Raw genomic sequence first — 22,226 nt, 5'->3', positions numbered from 1 at the left:
TTGAATGATGTTTGAGCTTTGCGGGTCGGGTGCGGTCATGTCCCCGGCCTGTTTGAGCGGCACATTATGACCGCCGGTCCTGATGTTGTCCGCTTGATCCGATCCCTATCACCGTGACGCACTATTGATGCGCAAGACATCGCCGCGGGTTCTTCGGTAAGGCTATTCGGAATGTAAATTAGCTTTTGACAAAACCGCAAGCGTTGTGGCGCGCCAAAAACAGCATTTCCGAGCCGCCCCCTAAAGTCGCGGGTGATCGGATACTGTACCACTATTCGGGTTCTATCAGCACTTTTGCGAAATCGGCGTTGGCGGGAATGATTTGTGCCCAGGAATAGGCGCCCCATTCCCAGCCCAAATTGATATCGTAGCTCAACCTTCGGACCTCTTTCTCGGCGACGCTTATCAGAAGCGAAGGGCTGAATGACGCCGCTGCCTGGAAATCTAGGGCTAACCTTTCCACCAATGCACCGGGTCGAAGATCCACGGTGGTGAATTGCAGCAGAACTTTGGGCAAAGGGGCAGCAACATTGGTCTGGTTTCCGTACAGAGGAACCGCATAGATCGGGACCGGCCTCCCCGCCCCAGAAACGGCCCGGGCGAAACCGGAGGTAAACGAGCCCGCCGTCGTATTCGCTATGCTAATTTTCGATAGCGATCCCTCGGTTTTCACTTCGCCGACACCCCCATTCGTGACAATGAACGTCTGGCCGGAGTCGATGAAGGTTTCATAACCGGCCCGGATGATCCCGCCGCCCACGATGGGGCTGGAAGACGTATAGGCCGATACGTCAGCCGCCCACTCGATCGTCATACTCGCCGTGATGCTTTGCGTGGCAAAACCGATGGTCGGCCGGGCCGCCGCGTTGGTCATCTGGACCGCGAACATCGCGTAAAGGAAATAGCCGCCGTGAACGAGCGCTTCGACAGTCGCAGGAGCCAGAGAAAGATCGACTTTATATGTTGTAGACATAAGCATCCAGACTCTCCTTCAGCTCTTCCCTCATAATGGACAAGCCAGTGGTTCTCGGCTCAGGAAAGGCAGCGTCGAGAGCGCACGGCAGCCTAGAGGTCGCCGCACGCCGGATCGAATGCTCGTCTGGAAAGAGAACTTCCTTCCTCAGCAGATCAATCTGTCGCCCCCCTAGAAGGAAGCGCTGGTCTCGATCAGTAGCGGCACGACATCGGCCGAGGGCCGAACGGTCTGTGCCCAGCTAAAACCGCCCCACGACCAGCCTTTGTTTATATCGTAGGAGACCTTTTGGTGGGCATCTGAGGTGAGGTCGATCAGGATACTCTGGCTGTAGGCCTTCTCGATCACTGTCCCGGTATGCACCTCATCGGTAGCGAAGGTGAGCATGACTTTCTGGATTGGCACAATCGCGTCAAGCCCGTTGCCGTAGAGCGGGAAGGCGCATAGGGGCTGTGCCTTCCCATCGACGACTTCGGAAATTCCGCAGGTCACCAAAGTCTCGGTCAGGTTCTCGATTGAAATCACACCCTTTGTACCGGCAACCACGGTACCCGTACCCTGGGGCGTTCGAACCTCGAGCTTCTGGCCGAGATCGGCTGCATAAGAGCTCAAGCCTTTGATCTGACCATTGGGAATAATCTCCGATCGGGAGGTGTAAGCCTTGTATTGGACTTCCCAGGAAACTTCGGTGTCCAGCCCGAAATCGACGGACTTGAACCAGACCAGCGGCCTGCCACCACGGGCTTTCGTCTTGACACCCTTAAAGCCATAGAGAGAATAACCACCAGCCGACAGGGCCTTAACGGTCTCTGCACTCATCGCGATCGACACCCCATAGCTGGTGGCACCGAGCAGATTGCCAATACTTGCCGTCGCGGAGCCGAAGGCGTTGAACGCGAGGAGGTCTATAAGTACCACGGTAGTACCCGGGCCGGCGTGCGCTAGCAGATCGTCGAGGTCCATGGGGATCACGGCAAACACCATGACCGTGTTATCGTCTCCCTCTACATAAGTGTAATCGTCGGGCTCGTATCCCGCGTTCGTGATGATAGTCCTAACCTGGGTCTCATCAAGGCCGTTAGGGTTTGAGAAAGCATAAGTTTCCATCGTAGTGCTCCTTTTCGTTACATTGCCAAAAAGAAGGCTCCGGACTTTGCATCACTGGTTGGGTGATGACAGGAGAGCCCCAAGCAACCTGCCTGCCTCCTCACAGCGAGCGCGCGGACCTCGACAACACGTATTTTAGCGATGTTGTCTATTTGGTTGCACTAATATGTTGCGCATATTTCGGGAACTCGCGCCTGTGATTGCATCACTCATATCTTTGATTTCCTCACTATCTGGCGGTATGAGCGCGGGGGCATTCCATGATGCAGTTTGAACGCCGTCGCAAAGTTGGCGGCATCTTCGTAACCCAGGTCGAAACCGATATCCTGAATCGAAAGAGCGGTGGTCCGCAGCAATCTGGCGGCGGCGATCATCCTTTGCTCCTGCAGCCAAGCATAGACACCCTTGCCGAGAACATGCTTGAAAGCGCGGGCAAGAGAGTTGCGGTTTGAACCCATCAGACGGGCCAAGCCATCGAGATCGCGATGAATGGCAATGTCTTTTTGCATGAATGCGCATGTTGCTTGCACGAGCGCGACTTGCTGCGCCGTCGGTTCGATCGAGTGACGGAGCCCGTGCTCCGCAGCCGGATCAATTATTCCGGAGACAAACTGCCCACCATAGGTTGACCGCATGGCAGAAGCTCCGGCCAGGCGAACGGCAATTTCGGCAGCGATAAAGGGATGACTGATGTAATCGCAAAATGCGGCATCAAAGACTGCGGCTCTTTGCGCGGACCCTTCGGGAAGCACTGCCAGAACGGGCGTTTTCTGGCGCTTGCACTCATTGAGCAATTTTAAAGAGGGCGGCGATACAGGAACATGACATGTGTTGTCTGCGACTAAAACATCAATTCTTTTTTAGCCAAAACAATAGAAGCCTCAGCCCAGCTTATAGCAGAGCACTCATAGGCTCTGAGCGAGCCGATTATGCTGACAAACTCAAGAGAACAATCTTCACTATCGGTCACAAACAAAATGCACACCCGGCTTCTGCTTGACATCAGTCATCTCCATAAGCAGAAGGTAAATTACACAACCGATAGATGAAGTCCACCCCACCTCAAAACATTGCCTGCTTTCTCCATCTGACCTGAGATCATTCTTCCCTTTCAGCGTTTGGGAAAGCCTTTCGGTCAGTCCGTCGCGAACACGCTGGCCGAACCCTCGACAATCGGCCAAAAGCCCGCTGACGATCCCCTTGCAACGTTCACCCTGTCGCCGATCCGCGCCACGCGCTGGCCGCCATCGCCGCCAAGCTGGACATTGTGCGATTGAACGATCACCTTCGCACCCGTCACCTTCACCAGATCGGGAGAGGCTTCGATAACCGTTTCGCCGATCTTGATATCCAACGGCATGTTCTCGTTCTCACGGGCATTGGCAGCACTATACGTGGAGAAGTCTATTGAGCGTCCGTCATGTCGCCGTTTTCGGACACGACATCGACTTGCTCGCCCTGCTGATAAAGCACGTCCACCTTGACACCACCCGCCGCAAGCGTCCGCGCTCCAATCCATGGCGTGAGGTAGGCTTTGCCATTCTGATCGGACAGCTTCACCCGGTACTTGCTCTTGTCGTCGCTGACTTCGGCAACCGTGCCCTTGCGGCGGCGGTTGCGGTTGCGGCGCTCAAGTTCGGCAATGCGGTGCAGCGTGTCCGAAAGCTGCCCAACTAAGCTTTTCATCGAGTCACCTCAAAGGCTGGTGTCATCAATATGGCATCAGCTTCGCTGTACACCATGCCATACCGACGCATTGCAGTTCGTCGACGTCACCCTAAATTTGTGTGCGCATGATCCATCCATAACGTTCCGCCGTCGTCGCGTCGACAAGATCGGCGCCGAGGATAGACTCGATGTCATCCGGGATGGGTGAAGTCGTCTCATTTATCAGCCATTCAGAAAGGTACTCACATGGCTGGCAATATAGTCGAGCGCCCGCTTTACATATCGAGGAGCGACCGAAGGGACGGGTTTTGAGAGAAGCTCAGAACACTTGTTCGGGTACCTTCTTGCCGCTCTGGATGACTGAACGGCCGGGACGAGGGCGCGGAACAGGATGCCAGATTTCGGAGCGCTTCCAGACCGTCCTCGCCGCGGGTCCGCCCGCAGCCTTGACTTAGACCAAGTCATAGACCATTTCTTGGGAGAAAGCATGGGAAAGCTTAAAGGAGTCTAAGCTATGCGCGTGTCTGTTAGCGAGGCCAAAGGGCAACTCACGGAATTGGTGAAGCGAGCCGAAGCAGGAGATGAGGTCATCCTGACCCGTCGCGGCCATGAGATCGTGCGCCTGGTCGCCGTCGCAGTCTCACCCGGCCCGAAGGGGCGGCGCGCGTTGATGGAGAAAGTCAGGGCATCGGCCGCAGCCAAGGCGCATCAAGGTCCAGCGGCCGCGCGCAGCCAGGACTTTCTCTATGACGATGACGGGATGCCGGCATGATTGCAGTTGATACATCCGCTCTCATGGCAATTGTGCTCGACGAGCCGCAGGGCGAAGCTTGCATGGCGGCAATCGAAGAGGCCGATCGACTGTTGATTTCCGTCGGCACCGTCGCTGAGGCCCTCATCGTCGCCTCACGACGCAATGTCGGCGAAGAAGTCAACTTACTCATTTCAGGCCTCGGCTTCGAGATCGTGTCCGTCACAGCTGCCGCCGCCCGTCGAGTGGCTCATGCCTACGGCCGATGGGGCAAGGGTGTTCATCCAGCTGGACTGAACTATGGCGATTGCTTTTCGTATGAAGTCGCCAAAGAGCACGATTGTCCTCTGCTTTATGTGGGCGAAGATTTCACGCAGACTGACGTTCGGCGGGCTCGTTAGTACCCCTTTCAAACGAAACGGCGAACTGACTGGCAGTTGAAGAGGATCGAAGCGCCGGCCTCCGTGAAATCACTATGTAATTGACATTTTAGCCATCTCACTGGCGCTGAACATCAGCACAGCGTGATACGGGATTGCGAATCTACCGCACTCGCCTCAGATGTTCTATTTCCACTCACGTCGACTGCGCTCGCTGAGTTGGCCGTTGCTCGTAGCAATGTCCTAAGGCCGTAGCTTTGCCTTCCGGATCTGCCAGCCTTCTCGAAGCAACAACATCAAGACAAGATCATGACGTCCGTCAGCCGTACGCAACGACGCACGCATGATGCCCTCTTCGGCAAAGCCTAGGGTTTGATAAAGACGGGCGGCGCGGGTGTTGGACACGAGCAAATACAACCACAGCCGATCGATGTCATGCTCGTCGAAAACCCATTTGCAGGTTTTCTGCAGGATTCCGCGCCATGACATTGCCCCGGGCGGTGAGACCGCGATCCGGTGCAGCTGCGCGGTGCCCATGCTATCATCGTCGGGAGGAATAATGGCGAAGCCCACCGGTTCGCCGCCGACCAGCGCAACGTCGTCCTCGCCGGCGGCACGGGAACAGGCAAGAGCCATCTGGCCATCGCGATTGCCCGTGCTCTCATCCGCAACGGCACGCGCGGACGCTTCTTTAATGTCGTCGATCTCGTCAATCGATTGGAAACGGAAACACGCAACGGCAAGCAAGGCCGCATGGCCGATTACCTCACACGCCTCGACTTCATTATCCTCGATGAACTCGGTTATCTGCCGTTCGCACAGGCCGGTGCCTCACGCGCTGCCAGCGGCTTTTCTGTTGATGAAGCTCAGGGCGAGAACGGCAAAGATCAGCGTTCCCGTACCGACCTGTTGCCAATAGAAATTCAGATCGGTCAGCAGTAGCCCATTGGCCACGATGCTGAGCAACAGCACGCCGAAGACGGTGCCGCCGACGTTCGGCCGCCGGAGTGGGCTGAGCGTCGTGCCAATGAAGGTTGCACCGATGGCATTCAGCAGAAATGCATTGCCCGAAGACGGGATGTAGACGGTGACGGTCGAAGTCAGGATCAGGCCGGCGACGGCTGCAATCAAACCGACGAGCACGAAGGTGGCCGCTATATAGGCGGAAGCCGCGATGCCGGAGTAGCGCACGACGCCCGGCTGGATGCCGATCGACAGGACAACGCGGCCGAACCGCGTGCGGGCAAAGACGACCGCGGCAGCCGCGATGATGACGATGGCAGCTGCAAGCGGCACGGGCAGACTTGCGATCGTACCGTGACCAAGAAAACGGAAAGCTTCCGGTACGCCGTTCGGTGGCAGATAGACGGGATTGCCGCCATTGGTCAGCAATTGCTGGACACTGCGGCCGATAAAAAGCGTGCCGAGCGTCGCCAGGAACGGGGAGACGCCGATCACTGATATCAGCAGTGCATTGAACGCGCCAACGAACGCCCCGGCCGCCAATCCGGCCAATGCCGCAATCGCAACCGGCTGCCCGGCAAGCACGAGCGAGACGAAGGCAAAGCTTGCGAAATCCATCGCGGTTCCCACCGAAAGATCGATACCGCCCGAAGCGACGGCGAAGGTCATGGCAATGGAGACGATGGCAAGCAGCGTGAAATTGTTGACCAGGATACTCTGCAGGTTGGCGAGCGTCAGGAATGTCGGCGTGATCAAGGAAAAGACGGCAAATACCGCAACCAGGGCAAAGATCAGGCCGTAGCGCACCAGGCTGCCGGCGATCAGGCGCGGCAAGCCCATTGCCGCAGGTGTCGGCGTATGAAGCGACATGCTCAGGCCTCCCGCCGGCGCAACAGGGTGGTTGCGGAGACCACGATGAGTATGAGCAGCCCCTGAACGCCGCTGACCAGCGTGCTCGAAATGTTGAGCAGCTGGAAACCGTTGGTGAGGAAGCCGACCAGCAGGGCCGAGAGCAGCGTTCCGGTGACCGTCGGAACCAGCCGGCGTGAAAAGACCGAGCCGAGTAAAGCGGTGACCACAACGGGCAACAGCATCTCTCCGGAACCCGTCGTGCTGCCGCTCAGGTAGGAAACCGAGAGGATGCCGGCGATGCCGCCGGATAGGCCGCTCGCGACGAATGCGCCGGCAAGCAGGCGGCGAAGCGGCAGGCCCGCGGCGCGCGCGGCATCCGGAAACTCGCCAACGGCATAAAGGCGCAGGCCAAGCGGCGTATATTGCACGATCGCCGTTGCGATGGCCGTGAAGCCGATCAGCACATAGGCAAGGACCGGCATGCCAAAGGAATCCGAGGCCGAAAGCGCCGAGAGGAACGGCGTGGAAGCCGGGAGGACGGTATTCCCCGTCAGCACCAGCTCCAGGCCGGCAACAACGTTCATGACGGCAAGCGTCGCCAGCAGCGGCACGATGCCGGCATAGACGACGGCAATGGCATTGACCGCGCCGATCAACGTCCCGGTCAGAATCGACGCCGCAACCGCCGTGGGGTCGCCATAGCCGAGTTGCGTCAGGCTGGCATAGACGGCGGCGCTGAGCCCCATATTGGCGGCAAGCGACAGGTCGATGCCGCCAGTGACGACATTGGAGCCGCCGGCAATCAGGACGACCGTCAGCCCGATCGCGAGCACGCCGGAGATGGTGGATTGACCAAGCACATTGCCGATATTGCCGATGCTGAGGAAATACGGTGCGGTGAGCGAGAAGACAATCAATATGGCCGCAAAGGCGATCAGCGACCCGAAGCGCAATGCCGCGGCCGCGATATTGCCGGTCGGCCGATGCGGCCGTTCCACGGCTGAAAATGCGGAAGGTGCAAATTCTGCTTCAGCCGACATGGCGCTGTCCTTCCGATGAACCGGTCGCTTCGGCCAGCACGGCATCCGCCGTGGTGTCCGACGATATGAATTCCCGCACGATACGGCCACGGAAGAGCACAAGGATGCGATCCGTGATGCCCAAGAGTTCGGGCAGGTCCGAAGACAAGACTATGACGCCGGCGCCCCGCGCCGCGAGTTCGCCGATGAGCGTATAGATCTCGACCTTTGAGCCGATATCGACGCCGACCGTCGGCTCGTCGAGGAGGTAGACCTCGGAATGGCGACTGAGCCATTTGGCAATCGCCACCTTCTGCTGATTGCCGCCCGAAAGCGTGCGCAGCAAGGCATCGCGCCCGCTGGTCTTCACCTGCAGCCGCGCAATCAGGGCATCGATTTCGCGCCGTTCGCCCTTGCGATCGAGAAACCCGAAACGCGTGAAGCGACCGAGGCTGGAAAGGCTCGTATTTTCCGCGACGCTGAGGTCGAGCGCGACGCCGTGGCGGCGCCTGTCTTCGGGGACCAAGGCGATCTTGTGGCCTGCCGCCTGCGTGGGATTGGCGAGACGGGCAGCCTTGCCACCGATCTCGACACGACCAGAGGCCGGTGTGTCCAGACCGAAGAGAGTGCGGACAAGTTCCTTTGCGCCGGAACCGAGCAATCCGGTGAGACCTAGTACCTCGCCGCGGCGAAGCATGAAGCTGACATCCCTGTATTTTCCGGGCGCCGTAAGCTGCTCGACCTTGAGGATTTCCTCACCGGGCAGGATTTCCGGCTTCGGAAACATTTCCCTGATGTCGCGCTCGACCATCAGTCGCGCGATCGCTGCGGCCGAAGTATCCGCAATCGGCACGGAAGCGACGTCCAGCCCGTTGCGCAGCACGGTGACGTGATCGCAGAGCTCCTCGATTTCGTTCAGGTAATGCGAGATGTAAATGATCGTCACCCCTTCGTCGCGCAGGCGGCGGATCAGCCGGAAGAGGATATCGGCTTCGCGACGCACCAATGCGGCCGTCGGCTCGTCGAAGACAAGTACCTTCGGCTGATTGAGGAGCGCACGGGTGATCTGGACGATCTGCTTTTCGGCAGTTGACAACTCGCCGATCAGGGCGGTGTTCGGCAACCGGATACCGAAATAATCGTTGAGGATATCGGATGCGCGGCGCTGCATCAGCCGGCGATCGAGAAATGGCGTGCCCGGAATGCGCGGTTCCCGGCCGAGGAACAGCGTTTCGCCGACGGTGAAGGTTGGCACCAGCAGCCGGTCCTGATGAATGAAATGGATGCCAAGCTCTTCCGCCAGATGCGGTGTCAGCCTGCCGAATGTTTGCCCTTCGATCTCGATCCGCCCGTCATCCGGTTGGTGAAGACCGGCAAGCAGCTTGATCAGTGTCGATTTGCCGGCGCCGTTCTGGCCGACGAGGCCATGGATCGTGCCGCGCTTGACGATCAGCGAAGCGCCGCCCAGCGCCTGCGCGCCGCCGAAGCGCTTGACGATGCCTTCGAATCGAATGATGTCGTCTTTCGCCGTCACCGGCTGTTTGAAGGATATGGCCGTCATGTCGGTCTCCGGCGAACAGAGTGCGGGCGATCCAGTCATGGCGGGATCGCCCGGAGCGGATTATCAGCCGATGCCGAGTTTCTTGGTGACTTCGCCGACATTCGCCTTGTTGGCGAGAAGTGCTGGAACGTAGGTCTCGCGCGGCAGCGTCTGGCCGGCAAGGAGCTTGGCGACATTGCGGATGGCGGTGCGGCCGATTTCTGCCGGCTGTTGGGCAACATCGGCGCCGGCCGGGGATTTCGGGTCGGCGATGAGCTGCAGCACTTCGGGGCTGCCATCGACGCCGTAGGTGCGGATTTCGGTACGGCCGGCGGCAGCGAGAGCCTGCGTCGCGCCGAGCTGCGGAATATCCCACGCCGACCAGATCGCCTTGATCGACCCCTTTTCCGGATATTTATTCAAGATTGCGGTGATCTGGGTGAAGGCGTCCTGAACGGTATTCGGGATGACATCGCGCAATTCCGGCTGGAGGATCTTCACCTTCGGGAAATATTTAACGACATTGACCAACTGGTCGTAGCGGATCGCGCAGGGCGTTACGCCATAGAAGCCGTTGAAGACGATGATATTGCCTTCGCCGCCGATATCGGAAACGAGCTGCAGCGCCAGGTCCTTGCCGATACCCCAGTTGTCGGAGGTGGTGTTGTTGATCGAATTGGTCGAGCCGACGTCGACGGTCAGGACGGGAATGCCGGCATCGCGCGCCTTCTTCAGCCAGGGGTCGATAACGCTCAGCGTGCCGAGGATCTGGACGATCGCATCCGGCTTCTGGGCAATAAGTGTCTGTAATTGCGAGACCAGCTTGCCGTCGTTTCGGCCGGCATCGACGGCGATTGGTGTGCCGCCCAGCCGCTTCACCTCGTCGATCTGGGCGTTGTAGGCCTGCAGGTCGAAAAAGTGGTCGGTTCCGGTCGCGCTGATGGCGATGCGCTTACCTTTCAGCGACAGTTCTTCGTCGGCTGCAAAGGCAGGCTTCTGTCCGATTAGCGAAGCGCCGGCGACCACGACTCCGGCCGCGGCGGATAATTTTAGCAGATCCCGTCTTCCCAGACCGCTTTCAGACTTTTGGATGCTCATTTCACTCTCCCAGAATTGAATTTAATCTATAAATTAAGTGGACTAATGAGAAAGAGGAGAAATGAATTTCCAAAAGGACTATCTCAATGGGAAAGAGTGGATGGAGCAACAGCTCATCCCTGGCTGCCGTTTCCAAAGGCGAACAACTGACGGACTCCCTCTTCACCGTCAATCACGTCGAGTGCCAACTTTGATTGGAACCCGATCCGCGCTCTGTATGAGCACAAGGGATCACAAGGGTCGCTTCGTAAAGTCCGGATACCTAGCTTTCCCGGACCACGACGATATCGCCCATTTTCTCGGACAAGAGACAGCCGCTCGGCGGCGCTATCATCCACCTCGCACTCGGTCATGCTTTCTCTTTTGCCAGCGGCTCCGAGGATTCCGGCGAGAAAGTACTTGCTCAGGAGGTGATGTCGCAGCCGTTCACAAAAACCACTGCCGGGCGCATGAGAGCCCTTCCAATCCCCAAAGTTCGATGTCTGACCGAGCAAGGTTCCTTCGCAGATTTGTAAGAAGCGGCCCTAACTCTTCAAAAAGCCGCTGTCGGTGATGCGGCTTGGAAGTGTTCCCGCAACGTCTCAGTCTCATAGTCATGACGGCCAAGCCGTCGATCAATCGATCTGGCTGCAGGTTGAAGCCATCGATCGCTCCAGCATGAAACCAGTCCTCGATGTGATCGGCGAGCTGCTCTGGTGTCCCGACAAAACCAGCATGACCGGATCCAGTATAACGAGTCTGTTTGAGATACTCCCGGACCGTGGGATTGGTTTTGCGGATTTGCGTGATAATCGACTCACGGAACCCAATGCTTCCATTGGGCTCAGGTGTCAATCAGCCGCCATGTAGATTTCAATTAGTCACTCCTTGACTTTCAATCAGTCATCACCGTAGTTTCAAACGGTCATCAAGGGAGTGAAGCTATGCCACTGTATCCAAGGCTCGTTGTTGATTTCCACTGAGAGCTGACCCGACGGGGATGCGGATAAAAAGTTGGACTAATTTATACAGTTAGGCCAAGGCTTTCTCGATATTCGACTGGACTGCGTGAGCCCAGTGATAATTTGATGCGCTTTTCATTGTACCATCGGATGTAGGCATCAACCTCGCGGACAAACTGCTCGATTGTGATGCTCTTCCAGTCTCGCGGGTAGAAGAGTTCCGTTTTCAATCGGCCGAAGAAGCCTTCGCACGCTGCATTATCCTGTGAACAGCCCTTGCGGGACATTGAACGAACCAGCTTCGCATCGCTGATCCGAGTGAGCCAGCCGGGCCAGCGATAATGCGCTCCACGATCCGAATGGACGATTGTTCCGCCTTCGGCATCGGTAACTGTGTTAATAGCGGCGTCCAGCATCGTGTTGACTAGCCCAGCATCAGGTTGCGTTCCAATCGACCAACTGATCACCATGCCATCGAAGCAATCTATGATAGGCGAGAGATACACTTTACCGGCTGGGATCTGGAATTCGGTGATGTCCGTGAGCCATTTCTCGTTCGGTGTTTTTGCATGGAAGTCGCGGGAAGGAAGCTGCGTATTCAAAGCAATTGAAGATGCGGACCTTCGCTCGCATACATGCCGGCGGCTAGTGTTCCTCTGCCAGCATCATCGTGAGAACCCATTCGGTAATCTCGGGTTGTCCGGGAAGGTCGATTGGACCCTGACGCCACCACTGGGCCAATCGGCAATTATCCAATTGAGATATAATTAGCCGGCTAATAACATATAAGTTCTATTGTGGAACTATTTCGCCCGATAGTTGCTCAGTTGTGAGGCTTCGGCGGCCCGCAGCAAGGATCCGGCGGTGTCACGAATGAAGCGCAACTCGAAAGCGGATCAGTTCCGTCAGGCATGGCCCCTGTGCCGCCAACAAAATACATGAGACAAGCCGTTACATTGTTGGCAGTTGGGTCCGATGTTGGCGACGCAGTCCATATTGATCGATTGTAACGAGGGCTTGTTGGGGTTGATTGGAATGGCGCGTCGATATCCAGATCGACCGAGAACGGCCCGGTTGCAGCGCCGTTCGCCTTGAACAAATAATTGCAAGTGCCGGAAGCCGGCTTGGTGATTATCCATTTCCCTTTGGCTTTGTCGAAAGCAGCCTGCATGCTCGCTGCACACTTCGAGACGCCCCCATCAGACCCCACCACGTAAGCATTAGAAGTGCATGTGGAAATGGGTAAAGGGCTTGGGAATGTGCAATTTGACTGTTGAATTTTCACTATCGGCAAGACCTGCTGGGCTACAGTATTTTGAGCTAGGCTTGAGCCTGCCCCGATCGCTAGAAAAGCGAACGATAGGAAATAGACTTCCCCAAGCTTGTGATGGTAGCGCAAGTAAAGCCTCCACATTGGACCGACTGGTTTCGCGGTAGCTTAAGACATGCTGTCAGCTTGTGGTAGAAGGCCCCGTTCGAAAAGTTGCTCGAAGCGGTCTCTTAACATCTTGATCAGTAGCTCGCTTCCGGAAACTCCGTAAGTGTCCGCGAGGATCGCCAACTTCTGTCGATCTTCCTCGGTTCCGTAGGCGATGATGCCCTTGTCTCAGCGTTGATGCATGGATCCGAAGCATCGCGGATCTCGATCTTAGATGACGTGGGCTACGCTACCTTTGACGAGCGGCGAACGGATTTTGGACGTGCACAGCCAAGCATGCGGTTGAGGATGGCGCAGCCGATGGCGGCTTCCGTCTGCTGAGCGTGAGGCGATCGAGCCCGCAGACGCCGCCCGATAATGGACTTGTATCGGCCGATGGCGGTCTCGACCAACGCGCTCCGGCCGTAATCGGTGGAGGCTTGCCATTTCATCCGGCCGTCTCGGCTGATTGCCGCGATATGCTGGTCCCTTTGGCCGGACGGTTGATCTTCGTTCGGTTCGACTGCGTTGACGCGTGGCGGAATGACGATGGCAGCATCGGCGCTGTGGCCGATGATCGTGTCGTAGGTGGGCTTTCCATCATAGGCGCCATCGGCGGTGAACCGTCCGATTGGACCGTCGATCTGATCGAGAAGTAGGCCCACCTGTGAGGCATCCCCCGTATCCTGGTCGCTCATCGTGTGGGCGATGATCTCGCCACTATCGGCATCCAGTGCCAGATGCAACTTGCGCCAACCGCGGCGGGTTTTGGCGCCATGCTTCTCCTCCAGCCACTGACCCGCGCCATAGATCTCAAGACCGCTGCTGTCGACAAGAACATGCACCGGTACGCTCGGTGGTCTCTGCCGATCCGACCGGCTGTTGGGCGATCGTCACGTCTGCGCCCGTCGGCTGAGCGTGGTATGATCAGGGACGGCGAGCGCCAGCCCCATCAATTGCAGCAGCGACCCCAGCAAGCCTTCGGTCTGACGCAGGCGTAGACCGAACACCAGGCCCAGCGTCAAGGCGGTCTCAATCGCGCGATCGGAATAGCGCGGCTGACCGCCGCGGGTCTTGCGTCGTGGCGCAGCCCAACCAACAAGCGCTTCCGGCGTCAGCCATAGGGGTCAGGCTGCCGCGTTCGCGTAGCCCCGCCTCATATTCAGGCCAGTTCGTCACCTTGAATTTCATCTTGCCTATACGATGGCGGCGGGAAGAATTGTGTTTGAAAGGCATGGCTGCGGCAACCGGCTATTGAGATTGCAGCCCGCCTAAACCGCGATCACTAAATGATCCGTGCACCAATGCCCCGAAGCGATGGAACAATCGAGACATCGTTCCGTGCACCAGGCGCCGAGCTACGAAAACAGCGCTTCTCGACGAAGTGGCCCGACCGCTCATATGTTGTAATTTAGTTTTTGTACTGTGCGGCATGAGGCGTAAGATTTCGCTCCCTTCCGCAAACGCTCCGAACATGATTTTCGGGCACGACATCAACTGCAGGCTAAATGACGTTCGATCCTAGCGCGGGATTTTGAAATCTTCTTGTCATGCTCCCCAAAATGATCCTCTGCTTTTGATACAAAAGATGCGATGCTCGTGGCAAGGCAAGCCCTTTCAAACGACTTTCTCAAGGATTAAAATGCACCGCGTTCTGCTTTCCGGCCTCATCACCATCTTCACCGCCTCTGCAGCATTCGCCCAGCAAGCAGATCACTATACGGCGATGAGCAACACAGCCATGAGCATCACCGGTGACGTCTGGCTCGACGATTTCAGTATCAAGTTCGAAAATGGCGAGACGCTCGAATTCTCCGATCTCGTCGCAGATCACTTCAACGCGAATGGCCGCTTGGTGCCGGCTTCAGTTTATCGTGTCAAAGAACCGGCCGATCCGGAACTGCAAAATGGCAACCAACTCTGCGGCTCGGGCGACGTTACCTTTGTGGCATCATGGGCCGATGGATCGGAGACAACGGCCATTGCCGTCTTCACTGGTAAGCAAGCGCCCAGAAGCAGTTCCGAAATGTGCGCGCTGTATACCTATGAGGATCCCAAATAGGATTTCTCGGGCAAAGGAATGTGGCGGCTTTTGCAGGAACACCGGCCGTTCTCCGGCGTATCCGATCTCTAATGAAGGCCAACACGGCGCTTCTTACTCTTCTTGGGCGAGAACGATTGTGCGATCTCTAGACGCAGGCTACGCCGAACTATCCTCGATCGCACTATCGCAAGACCTATAGATTAAAACTCTTCCCAGGAAGCCGCTGCCGCCGCGCCAGAGCCGGCGAACGCGCCGACGATGCGGCCGGGCTGGAGCGTTTCGTTGCGACGACGGGTCGTGCATGGTTTCGGCCGTTCTGCAGGTTGAATTCTCCCAGAAGGTCGTTCAGCGCGGTAACCTCCTTGGCGAGGCTATAGCTTGCGGCGGTGGATTCCTCGACCATGGCGGCGTTCTGTTGCGTCCCCTGGTCGATGCTGTTGACGGCCGTGTTGATCTCCTGCAGGCCGGTCGCCTGTTCGCGGGTACCGGCACCTCATCGGAAATGGATGGGACGTGGGCACTTTGTGTTTGTTAAATCGGACCTGCACCTGCGTCTAGGCACCAGCGGAGAGAGGGAAGCTTGATACTGCTCGCGACTGGCTGCCTGAAGGCACCTAAAAACCAGGGGACTTAAGCTCGGTCTGATTGGTCTCCCGGTAAGCCGTGGGGTGCGCGAACTTCAATCCCGGCATCCGATATCGATTGCTGGTAATGAGATTTTCAATTACCATATACGTCATCTTACAGAAAGGATCACCGATGACGTCGCTAGCGGTCACAATGAAAGGACAGGTCACCCTAAAGCGGGATTTGCTGCAACATCTGGGCATCAAGCCTGGCGAACGGATTGACTTCGACAAGCTACCGGGTGGCGAACTCCGGGTGAAGGCGGCCCGGCCAACAGGCACCATTGATAATTTCATCGGCCGGCACGCTGGGAAGGTCAAAAAGCCTATAACGATCGAGGAAATGAACGAGATCGCCGCTTCGGGTTGGGCGGGTGAAGAGTGAAGATCTCAGTCGACACAAATGTCCTAGCTCGCGCTGTTCTGCAAGACGATCCGGCGCAAGGCAGCGCGGCTAGCACACTGCTGAAAGAAGCGTCGTTGATCGCGGTTTCCCTGCCCTGCCTGTGCGAACTGGTCTGGATACTTCGCCGTGGCGCCAAGCTGTCAAAGGAAGATGTTGCCCTAACAATCCGTGATCTGCTGGACGCCGGAAACGTCGTAATGAACCGGCCTGCGGTTGAGGCAGGTCTTGCAATCCTCGAAGCCGGGGGTGACTTCGCAGACGGCATAATGGCCTATGAAGGCAATTGGCTGGGCGGAGAAACCTTTGTGTCGTTCGATAAGCAAGCAGTAGAACTCCTGACACAGCAAGGTGAGACCGCACGGCTTCTGCTCTAACAGCAAAACGACGTCGTGACATCCGAAGGTCAGCGAGGGCTTTGGAGCACCTTGCAATCTTAGAACATGTCGAAAATTTCCGCTCCCGACCGAATTTGATGGCTTGAGTCGTCGAGATCACTACCAAAGGGTTCGCACTTGCCGCCGAGATGCATCGCAAAGAATGCTTCGGCCAAGGCCAAATAGGCGATCCTATTGCCTGGCTTCGCAAAGCCGTGTCCCTCGTCTGGAAAGACAACATAAGTCACAGGTATTCCGTTGGCCTGCATGGCCGCAACGATCGTATCGCTTTCAGCAATCTTGCAACGCACATCGTTCGCGCCATGGAAAATCAGCATCGGCCTCTTGATGCGGTCGACCTTATGGATGGGCGAACGTTCGGCCAAGAGGGCCTGTCCATTGTCCGTCTTGGGATCACCGTAGCTGCGATACATAAAGTCAGCAAAGCCGGACCAATAAGGCGGCATCGATTCCAGCAATGTCTGCAGATTGGTGATGCCGACCCCAGGCACGCTGCAGCAAAAGACATCGGGGGTGAATGTAGCGCCGACAAACGATGCATAGCCGCCATAGGATGCGCCAAATATTGCGATCCTCGACTTGTCCGCTATGCCTTCGCGGATCGCCCAATCGACCATGTCGATGAGATCGTCGTGCATCTTTGCGGCATGTTGTTTTTCGCTGGCCGCAACAAACGCTTTTCCGAAGCCCATCGACCCACGATAGTTGACCGACAACACGGCATAACCGCGATCGGCGAGCCATTGGTGGTCACCGCGATAGCCGTAGAGATCGCGGGACCACGGCCCGCCATGCACATCGAGCACCATCGGCAAGGGAGTATCCGGCCGCTCGGTTGTGATGCCGGCGGGCAGGGTGAGGTAGGAAAGCAGATCAAGGCCGTCGCGTGATTTCGCTTCGACAGGACGCATCGGCGCGAGCTTATAGGAATCGAGCGCGGGCCGCGCTCGAAACAGTTCGGTCATGGTTCCCTTGTCGCGATCGTAAAGGAAGGTGGTCAAAGCCTGTTCGGCCTTATGGGCATCGACAATCCAGGTCCGGTTCTCGTCGGACTGGCTAACGATATTGAATTCAAACCCAGGCAAGGTATTGCGAATAATCTCAAAATCAGCCTGAACCTGAGGCGCGACATAAAGCCAGTCCTGACGCGCTCCAACGATGCTGGCTGCTTCCAGGTCGAACGTTGTGGGATGAACGAGAACGTTCCGCACGTCAAAGCGCGGATGCCCGACGATAACGGTTTCCTCGCCGCTCCGCCAATCGAGCCAGGTAAAGACCGCCGTCTCGCGAGCGACGCAGGTTTGCATCAACAGACGATTGTTGTCGCCATGAAATATAATCGGCCCCGTGAGCCAACTGTCGACATGATCGAGGTCCATCCAAGGGGTAACCTCATCACCGTCTATCCGCCATAATTTCGATCCGCCATCCAGCGACGACGATCGGGCGCACCTCGGGCGAAGCTGCCAATCGACGTCGATGTTCCCGAAATCTTGCGTGTTGAGCCAAAGCAAGTCTCGCTCGCCTGTGACTGCGTCAACGATATAGAGATCGTGCCAACGCGGATCGCGATCGTTGAGCCCAACGACGATTTTTCCGGGAACCTGCCTCGACCACATTTTTATCTGTGCGCTTACACCGTCAATCGGCGTCAGATCGCGCAGCTCTTTCGTGCGGGGATCAACGATGAAAACGTGATTGTTCTCATCGCCAGTCTCATCGTTAACAAAGATCACGAAGCGTCCGTCAGCCGTCCACTCCTGCCAAGTAATCGGCCGACCCTTTGTCCGTGTCAAAGGCCCTCCGGAGTGGGGCTCAGCGGCCGGGGCGATCCAGATGTTGAGCACGCCCTCAAATGGTGCGATCCAGGTCAGCCATTGCCCGTCGGGCGAGAGCCTACCGCCAAAGGCGTTGGCGTTGGCGAATAGCAGCTTGCGTGGAATGAGGGATTGGGCGGTCAAGGGACACTCCGTGGCCTGGTTCAAAAGACATAAACCCCACGGTGAACATATCAGGCATCGCAATGGCTGCGAGTAACAATATCGTTTCCGACAATGCGATGACGCAAAGGCTGGACGGACGTTGCCATTGGACTCCGCCAAATGCGCTGCCGGACGGTGGCTAGAATGCGGGCGTGCGCCACAGCCTGATTTATCGTTGCGGCGCGCACACCGCCGACAGAATTCGCTCGACTAGCAGCATCAATCAAAGAACGCATGGTCCTCCTTTGTCAGATAGGCCCTCGCTCTGTCCGTATTCAACGTCACTCCGAGTCCGGGAGCATCCCAGACGCCGATATGGCCGTCGGTGACAAGCGGATCTGGCAGACCATCGACAATATCGTACCACCAGGACGGATCACCGATCGTGTATTCGAATGCCACATAATTGTGCGGAAGCGTTGCACAGACCTGGACGAGCGCGGCCAGTCCCAAAAGACCATTGGCCGTTCCGTGCGGGGCCATCAGGATACCGTGCAGGTCGGCATATTCGGCGATCCATTTGAGTTCGGCAATACCGCCAACGTCACTGGGGTCCGGCCCGATGACGTTGACGGCCTTGTTTTCGATCAGCGGCTTGAAGTTCTGCCTGAGATAGATCTGCTCCCCCGTATGGATCGGCGTCGATGTCGACAGGGTCAGATCGCGATAGACATCCGCGTTGACAAAAGGTGAATAATCGCCGGTCAGCATATCTTCCAGCCAGACCAGATTGAACGGTTCGACCGCCCTGGCAAAGCGGATCGCATCCGGCACGGTCCAACCGGGGCCGCAATCGAGCGCCAGGCCGATTTCGTCACCCAGCTCCTCCTTCATCGCGGCCACACAGGCGACCATGTGTTTGAGCCCACGCTCGGTCAGCAGCCCGCGATCGTGCGCGCCGTGCATTCCGCCTGCTTCCGGATCGCCATAGAAGAAATCCGGCACCTCGACGCGCATGCGGCTGTGAAAGCCGATCGGCTGCTTGACGATGGTGAAACCCTCGCCCGCCGCCTTCATTTCACGGCAACTCTTGGCATAGTCCGCCGGCGAAAAGCCGCTCATCGGTTTGCGGACCGCACCATTATAGACACGGACCCGATCGCGCACCTTCCCGCCCAGAAGTTTGTAGACCGGAACACCCGCCGCCTTGCCGGCAATGTCCCATAGGGCTATCTCGATGATGCTGACGACTGCCCCCCAGGGCTTGAAACCGCCACGCTGCCGGATGCGCAGCATCACGCGCTCGACGTCGGTCGGATCGAGGCCGATGAGCGCCTCCCGAAACGCGAGAATATAGGGCTTCAGAAACGGCTTCCAGGTTTCCGCCTGTGCATAGCCGTCGATGCCGGCATCGGTGACTATGCGGATAACAGGGCTTGAGCCGATGACGGCGCATTTGACGTCGACGATCTTCACCTTGCCCCCCTACAAGCCGAGCGCGCGGATATGGTCGATCGATCGCGTGGCAAAGCGGTACCAATCAGAGGGATTGTCGTGCTCCGTGACGATGTGGTCCGCCCGGGTCCTGCGGAAGTAGGGCACAAGGGCCGCCCAATCGATGACGCCGTCACCTGTCGCGACCCAGCCGTCGTCGACCGTTGTTCCAAACGGAGCCGTATCCTTGGTCTGGATGGCGATGATGCGATCGGCATAACGCTCCAGTTCCGCGGCGGGATCGGCACCAGCCCGCGTGATCCAGCCGCAATCGATCTCGAAAACGACCTCATCATCGGCCCCCAGAATGTGATCGATCGGCCGTGTACCATCCGCAAGCGGCATGTACTCGAAATCGTGGTTGTGCCACGCAACCTTCAGGCCGTGTCGCGCCGTGCGCTCGGCACCCCGCGCAAGCTGTTCGCCGATGCCCTTCCAGTAGTCGGCGGTATCGATACGCTCCTCCTTCGGTACGAAGGGTGGGATCATGTAGGTCGCACCCAGCGTCTGCGCGATCTCGATGAAGCGGTCCGGCTCGGCGACCAGCCCCTTCAGTGGCATATGAAATCCGAGACAGGCAAGGCCTGCATCATCGATCTGCCGCCGGAACAACGTGGGATCGCTTTCATAGGCCGGCAACCACGGCTCGATCGCATCATAGCCCAGGGCCTTCAGCAGGGGAAATTGCGCATGAAGCGGTGGGAAATTCCTCGATGAGTACAGTTGATATGCGATCGGATAAGCCATGGATTTGCTCTCTGGGGGATGAACGTCGGAGATGGCCGGCCCTCTGCTCAACGGAGCCGGCAGATATCAGCCTTGCGGTTCTTTATCGTTGTCGAATTCCAGCAATTCGACCATGACGCCAAGCGCCTTGACGGTGTCGTAGTAGGCATAGCGGCCATGGCCGCCATCGAATTCGCCGCGTTGCAGGAGCTGGTGGCCTTTGCTCTCGAGAAAGGCGTTGCGCTTCGTCAGATTGCGGGTGCGAAACGCTATATGGTGGCAACCCGGCCCCTTTGCCTCCAGCAGGTCGCGCCAGGCACTTTTCTCCGGCCCAGGCTGAAGGAACTCTACATCGATATTACCGAACTTGAACATCATGATACGGCAGCCAACGGCGGCCGGCTTGCCATCATAAATCGCCTGCGCCACATCCGGCTCGGCAGCCCTTCCTTCCTTGGGCATAGGCTTGCCGGTCAGATCCGAAAACCACCGCGCAGATTTCACCACGTCGTCGGTGACAAAGCAGATCTGCATAACCGCGTCTTCATCAAGAAGTCTCGAGTCCATGTCTATCACACCTTCCATTCTTATTTCGCTCTCGGCGGCAAGACAGCTTGCCGCCATACAGAGTGTCATGTTTCCAGTCGCTATTTGAGAATGGCTTCATACTGGTCCTTGAGCGCGGCTACCGCCTGGTCCACCGTCATGTTCGGATTGCTCCAATAGTTGAATGCGACTTCCCAGATCGCCGACTGCCAGTCGGCATCGACCATCGAATGCGGGTTCTGCACCTGGTGTGCGGGGTCCTTCAGCATATCGAGGACATTCTTGGAGCAGGCATCGAGCGTCGATGGATCGACATCAGTGCGCACTGGCGTCGAACCCTTCGCCGCGGCGAAGGCGGCATTTATCTTCGGATCGACGATAAGCTTGGCGAACTCGACTTCCGCTGCGTCCTTTTCGGGAGACTGCTTGCCAAGGATACCCCAGGCATCGACCGTCACCGACAGCGCCTTTGCACCGGGTATCTGCAAGCAGCCGAAATCCTTGCCGGCCTCCTTGCCCGCAGCGCGCCATTCGCCCTTCATCCAGTCCCCATGGATCTGCATCAACGCCTGCCCCTCGATCACCATGTTGGTGGTCATGTTCCAGTCGCGATTGACGGAACCGGGATCGGAAGCCTTCTGGAACTTGCGCAGCCATTCAAACGCGGTTCGAAGCTCAGGCGCATCGAGCGCTGCCTCATCCGGCTTCGGTCCGTAGATCCTGGTAAAGAGATCAGCGCCGCCCACGCTCGCAACCAACGTATGGGTGAGATAGCCGACCTGCCATTGTTGCGCGCCGAGTGCCAACGGTACTATGCCGGCCTTCCTGATCTTGTCGAAATCCGCATACATCTCGTCCAAGGACGTCCATTTCGAAGGATCGACGCCGGCCTTTTTCGCTGCTTCAATATTGTAGTAGAGCATGCCGTCGATGTGGATGCCGAGCGGGATCTTCATGATCTGGTCGTCGACGGTGATCGACTTGATCACGGAGGGTGGAAACTTATCCAGCGCCCCATCCGCCTTGAAGACATCCGTCAGCGGACGGCCAAGCCCCATATTGGTCAGATCGCGGTAAACGGCTGGATTGTTTTCGGAAAACACGTTCGGGGGCTGCCCACCCGTTACCAGGTTCATGAGATTGACGTTGGAGCCGGTGTCATGCGGGATGGTGATGTCGATCCATTTTATCCCTTTCTCTTCGGCAGCCTTCTTCAGGACGTTGAGAGCTGCGACCTCCGCCGGCGACGACCATTTCTGATAGATGACCAGGTCTTCGGCGTGAACGACCATCGGGCAGATGACGATCGACGCCACCAGCCATGCCTTTTTCCAGTTTCTCAGCATGCCTTCCTCCCA

20 protein-coding genes and 4 pseudogenes are annotated in these 22,226 nt (G+C 57.5%); 6 read left to right on the top strand and 18 right to left on the bottom strand.

What is annotated here, in order from left to right:
• Positions 1-271: 271 nt before the first annotated feature.
• The 5 genes from BJ928_RS17580 to BJ928_RS39365 all read right to left on the bottom strand — a co-directional run bounded on the left by BJ928_RS17580 (position 272) and on the right by BJ928_RS39365 (position 3,766).
• Positions 272-979 (bottom strand): hypothetical protein, encoded by a 708-nt coding sequence (locus BJ928_RS17580; protein WP_047635272.1) that lies wholly within the window; start codon positions 977-979, stop codon positions 272-274.
• A 165-nt stretch (positions 980-1,144) separates the two neighbouring features.
• On the bottom strand, positions 1,145-2,080 hold the full coding sequence (locus tag BJ928_RS17575; protein WP_197070147.1) for a hypothetical protein: 936 nt from the start codon (positions 2,078-2,080) through the stop codon (positions 1,145-1,147).
• 209 nt (positions 2,081-2,289) lie between these two features.
• On the bottom strand, positions 2,290-2,715 hold the full coding sequence (locus BJ928_RS17570; RefSeq protein WP_147413918.1) for a helix-turn-helix transcriptional regulator: 426 nt from the start codon (positions 2,713-2,715) through the stop codon (positions 2,290-2,292).
• Positions 2,716-3,215: 500 nt separating this feature from the next.
• The gene (locus BJ928_RS39370; protein WP_245432405.1) at positions 3,216-3,440 is read right to left on the bottom strand and encodes a hypothetical protein; all 225 of its coding nucleotides are present in this window, start codon (positions 3,438-3,440) and stop codon (positions 3,216-3,218) included.
• Positions 3,441-3,484: 44 nt separating this feature from the next.
• On the bottom strand, positions 3,485-3,766 hold the full coding sequence (locus BJ928_RS39365; protein WP_245432403.1) for a phage baseplate assembly protein V: 282 nt from the start codon (positions 3,764-3,766) through the stop codon (positions 3,485-3,487).
• Positions 3,767-4,262: 496 nt separating this feature from the next.
• Between BJ928_RS39365 and BJ928_RS17560 the strand changes: the two genes are divergently transcribed.
• Both BJ928_RS17560 and BJ928_RS17555 read left to right on the top strand, forming a co-directional pair.
• Entirely contained in the window at positions 4,263-4,520 is a 258-nt protein-coding gene (locus BJ928_RS17560; protein ID WP_047635270.1) for a type II toxin-antitoxin system prevent-host-death family antitoxin, read from the top strand.
• Positions 4,517-4,900: a type II toxin-antitoxin system VapC family toxin gene (locus BJ928_RS17555; RefSeq protein WP_047635268.1), complete on the top strand. Its 384-nt coding sequence runs from the start codon at positions 4,517-4,519 to the stop codon at positions 4,898-4,900. The genes BJ928_RS17560 and BJ928_RS17555 overlap by 4 nt, the downstream gene beginning before the upstream one ends.
• A 222-nt stretch (positions 4,901-5,122) precedes the next feature.
• On the opposite strand, the gene BJ928_RS17550 is transcribed toward BJ928_RS17555, so the two are convergent.
• A complete protein-coding gene (locus tag BJ928_RS17550) occupies positions 5,123-5,515 on the bottom strand; it encodes a GNAT family N-acetyltransferase (RefSeq protein ID WP_147413917.1) in 393 nt (130 codons plus the stop codon).
• On the opposite strand from BJ928_RS17550, the pseudogene BJ928_RS17545 reads away from it, so the two are divergent.
• Positions 5,456-5,707 (top strand): annotated as a pseudogene (locus tag BJ928_RS17545) (ATP-binding protein); the annotation flags it as partial. The gene BJ928_RS17550 and the pseudogene BJ928_RS17545 overlap by 60 nt on opposite strands.
• Before the next feature lie 3 nt (positions 5,708-5,710).
• On the opposite strand, the gene BJ928_RS17540 reads toward BJ928_RS17545, so the two are convergent.
• The 6 genes and pseudogenes from BJ928_RS17540 to BJ928_RS17510 all read right to left on the bottom strand — a co-directional run bounded on the left by BJ928_RS17540 (position 5,711) and on the right by BJ928_RS17510 (position 13,945).
• Positions 5,711-6,712, bottom strand: a complete 1,002-nt coding sequence (locus tag BJ928_RS17540; protein ID WP_120296591.1) for an ABC transporter permease — start codon at positions 6,710-6,712, stop codon at positions 5,711-5,713.
• Between the two features lie 2 nt (positions 6,713-6,714).
• On the bottom strand, positions 6,715-7,734 hold the full coding sequence (locus BJ928_RS17535; RefSeq protein ID WP_047631140.1) for an ABC transporter permease: 1,020 nt from the start codon (positions 7,732-7,734) through the stop codon (positions 6,715-6,717).
• Positions 7,724-9,274 (bottom strand): sugar ABC transporter ATP-binding protein, encoded by a 1,551-nt coding sequence (locus BJ928_RS17530; RefSeq protein WP_047631141.1) that lies wholly within the window; start codon positions 9,272-9,274, stop codon positions 7,724-7,726. Before BJ928_RS17530 ends, BJ928_RS17535 begins: the two co-directional genes overlap by 11 nt.
• A gap of 63 nt (positions 9,275-9,337) precedes the next feature.
• A complete protein-coding gene (locus BJ928_RS17525; RefSeq protein ID WP_047631143.1) occupies positions 9,338-10,351 on the bottom strand; it encodes a sugar ABC transporter substrate-binding protein in 1,014 nt (337 codons plus the stop codon).
• Positions 10,352-11,354: 1,003 nt separating this feature from the next.
• Positions 11,355-11,909, bottom strand: a pseudogene (locus BJ928_RS17515) (IS3 family transposase); the annotation flags it as partial.
• Positions 11,910-12,954: 1,045 nt separating this feature from the next.
• A pseudogene (locus BJ928_RS17510) lies at positions 12,955-13,945 on the bottom strand (IS5 family transposase).
• A 406-nt stretch (positions 13,946-14,351) separates the two neighbouring features.
• Here BJ928_RS17510 and BJ928_RS17505 point away from each other — a divergent pair.
• Complete coding sequence (locus BJ928_RS17505) at positions 14,352-14,771, top strand: hypothetical protein (RefSeq protein ID WP_245432392.1); 420 nt, start codon at positions 14,352-14,354, stop codon at positions 14,769-14,771.
• A 182-nt stretch (positions 14,772-14,953) separates the two neighbouring features.
• Here the strand turns inward: BJ928_RS17505 and BJ928_RS17500 are convergent.
• Positions 14,954-15,237: pseudogene (locus tag BJ928_RS17500) on the bottom strand (methyl-accepting chemotaxis protein); the annotation flags it as partial.
• Between the two features lie 275 nt (positions 15,238-15,512).
• Between BJ928_RS17500 and BJ928_RS17495 the strand changes: the two are divergent.
• Positions 15,513-15,764 carry an AbrB/MazE/SpoVT family DNA-binding domain-containing protein gene (locus BJ928_RS17495; protein WP_047631149.1) on the top strand — a complete coding sequence of 84 codons (252 nt, stop codon included), beginning with the start codon at positions 15,513-15,515 and terminating at the stop codon, positions 15,762-15,764.
• Positions 15,761-16,159: a type II toxin-antitoxin system VapC family toxin gene (locus tag BJ928_RS17490; RefSeq protein ID WP_047631151.1), complete on the top strand. Its 399-nt coding sequence runs from the start codon at positions 15,761-15,763 to the stop codon at positions 16,157-16,159. The genes BJ928_RS17495 and BJ928_RS17490 overlap by 4 nt, the downstream gene beginning before the upstream one ends.
• A 59-nt stretch (positions 16,160-16,218) precedes the next feature.
• Here the strand turns inward: BJ928_RS17490 and BJ928_RS17485 are convergent, their stop codons facing one another.
• The 5 genes from BJ928_RS17485 to BJ928_RS17465 form a co-directional block, all read right to left on the bottom strand.
• Positions 16,219-18,141, bottom strand: coding sequence for a S9 family peptidase (locus BJ928_RS17485; RefSeq protein ID WP_047631153.1), 1,923 nt, complete (start codon positions 18,139-18,141; stop codon positions 16,219-16,221).
• Between the two features lie 240 nt (positions 18,142-18,381).
• Positions 18,382-19,578, bottom strand: a complete 1,197-nt coding sequence (locus BJ928_RS17480) for a mandelate racemase/muconate lactonizing enzyme family protein (protein ID WP_047631155.1) — start codon at positions 19,576-19,578, stop codon at positions 18,382-18,384.
• 9 nt (positions 19,579-19,587) lie between these two features.
• Positions 19,588-20,343 (bottom strand): sugar phosphate isomerase/epimerase, encoded by a 756-nt coding sequence (locus BJ928_RS17475; protein ID WP_047631156.1) that lies wholly within the window; start codon positions 20,341-20,343, stop codon positions 19,588-19,590.
• Positions 20,344-20,409: 66 nt separating this feature from the next.
• Positions 20,410-20,889: a VOC family protein gene (locus BJ928_RS17470; protein ID WP_047631544.1), complete on the bottom strand. Its 480-nt coding sequence runs from the start codon at positions 20,887-20,889 to the stop codon at positions 20,410-20,412.
• Between the two features lie 80 nt (positions 20,890-20,969).
• Positions 20,970-22,214 carry an ABC transporter substrate-binding protein gene (locus BJ928_RS17465; RefSeq protein WP_047631159.1) on the bottom strand — a complete coding sequence of 415 codons (1,245 nt, stop codon included), beginning with the start codon at positions 22,212-22,214 and terminating at the stop codon, positions 20,970-20,972.
• Between the last annotated feature and the right edge of the window lie 12 nt (positions 22,215-22,226).

The sequence above is a fragment of the Rhizobium sp. WW_1 genome (assembly GCF_003610155.1).
GTDB lineage: Bacteria > Pseudomonadota > Alphaproteobacteria > Rhizobiales > Rhizobiaceae > Rhizobium > Rhizobium tropici_A.
Note: the sequence above shows the minus strand (reverse complement) of the source record. Positions and strands in the feature narration are given on the sequence as shown.

Coding starts and splice junctions, on each gene's coding strand:
- BJ928_RS17580 (WP_047635272.1), bottom strand. CDS start 979: ATGCTTATGTCTACAACATATAAAGTCGATCTTTCTCTGGCTCCTGCG.
- BJ928_RS17575 (WP_197070147.1), bottom strand. CDS start 2,080: ATGGAAACTTATGCTTTCTCAAACCCTAACGGCCTTGATGAGACCCAG.
- BJ928_RS17570 (WP_147413918.1), bottom strand. CDS start 2,715: ATGCGGTCAACCTATGGTGGGCAGTTTGTCTCCGGAATAATTGATCCG.
- BJ928_RS39370 (WP_245432405.1), bottom strand. CDS start 3,440: ATGCCGTTGGATATCAAGATCGGCGAAACGGTTATCGAAGCCTCTCCC.
- BJ928_RS39365 (WP_245432403.1), bottom strand. CDS start 3,766: ATGAAAAGCTTAGTTGGGCAGCTTTCGGACACGCTGCACCGCATTGCC.
- BJ928_RS17560 (WP_047635270.1), top strand. CDS start 4,263: ATGCGCGTGTCTGTTAGCGAGGCCAAAGGGCAACTCACGGAATTGGTG.
- BJ928_RS17555 (WP_047635268.1), top strand. CDS start 4,517: ATGATTGCAGTTGATACATCCGCTCTCATGGCAATTGTGCTCGACGAG.
- BJ928_RS17550 (WP_147413917.1), bottom strand. CDS start 5,515: ATGGCTCTTGCCTGTTCCCGTGCCGCCGGCGAGGACGACGTTGCGCTG.
- BJ928_RS17540 (WP_120296591.1), bottom strand. CDS start 6,712: ATGTCGCTTCATACGCCGACACCTGCGGCAATGGGCTTGCCGCGCCTG.
- BJ928_RS17535 (WP_047631140.1), bottom strand. CDS start 7,734: ATGTCGGCTGAAGCAGAATTTGCACCTTCCGCATTTTCAGCCGTGGAA.
- BJ928_RS17530 (WP_047631141.1), bottom strand. CDS start 9,274: ATGACGGCCATATCCTTCAAACAGCCGGTGACGGCGAAAGACGACATC.
- BJ928_RS17525 (WP_047631143.1), bottom strand. CDS start 10,351: ATGAGCATCCAAAAGTCTGAAAGCGGTCTGGGAAGACGGGATCTGCTA.
- BJ928_RS17505 (WP_245432392.1), top strand. CDS start 14,352: ATGCACCGCGTTCTGCTTTCCGGCCTCATCACCATCTTCACCGCCTCT.
- BJ928_RS17495 (WP_047631149.1), top strand. CDS start 15,513: ATGACGTCGCTAGCGGTCACAATGAAAGGACAGGTCACCCTAAAGCGG.
- BJ928_RS17475 (WP_047631156.1), bottom strand. CDS start 20,343: ATGGCTTATCCGATCGCATATCAACTGTACTCATCGAGGAATTTCCCA.
- BJ928_RS17470 (WP_047631544.1), bottom strand. CDS start 20,889: ATGGACTCGAGACTTCTTGATGAAGACGCGGTTATGCAGATCTGCTTT.
- BJ928_RS17465 (WP_047631159.1), bottom strand. CDS start 22,214: ATGCTGAGAAACTGGAAAAAGGCATGGCTGGTGGCGTCGATCGTCATC.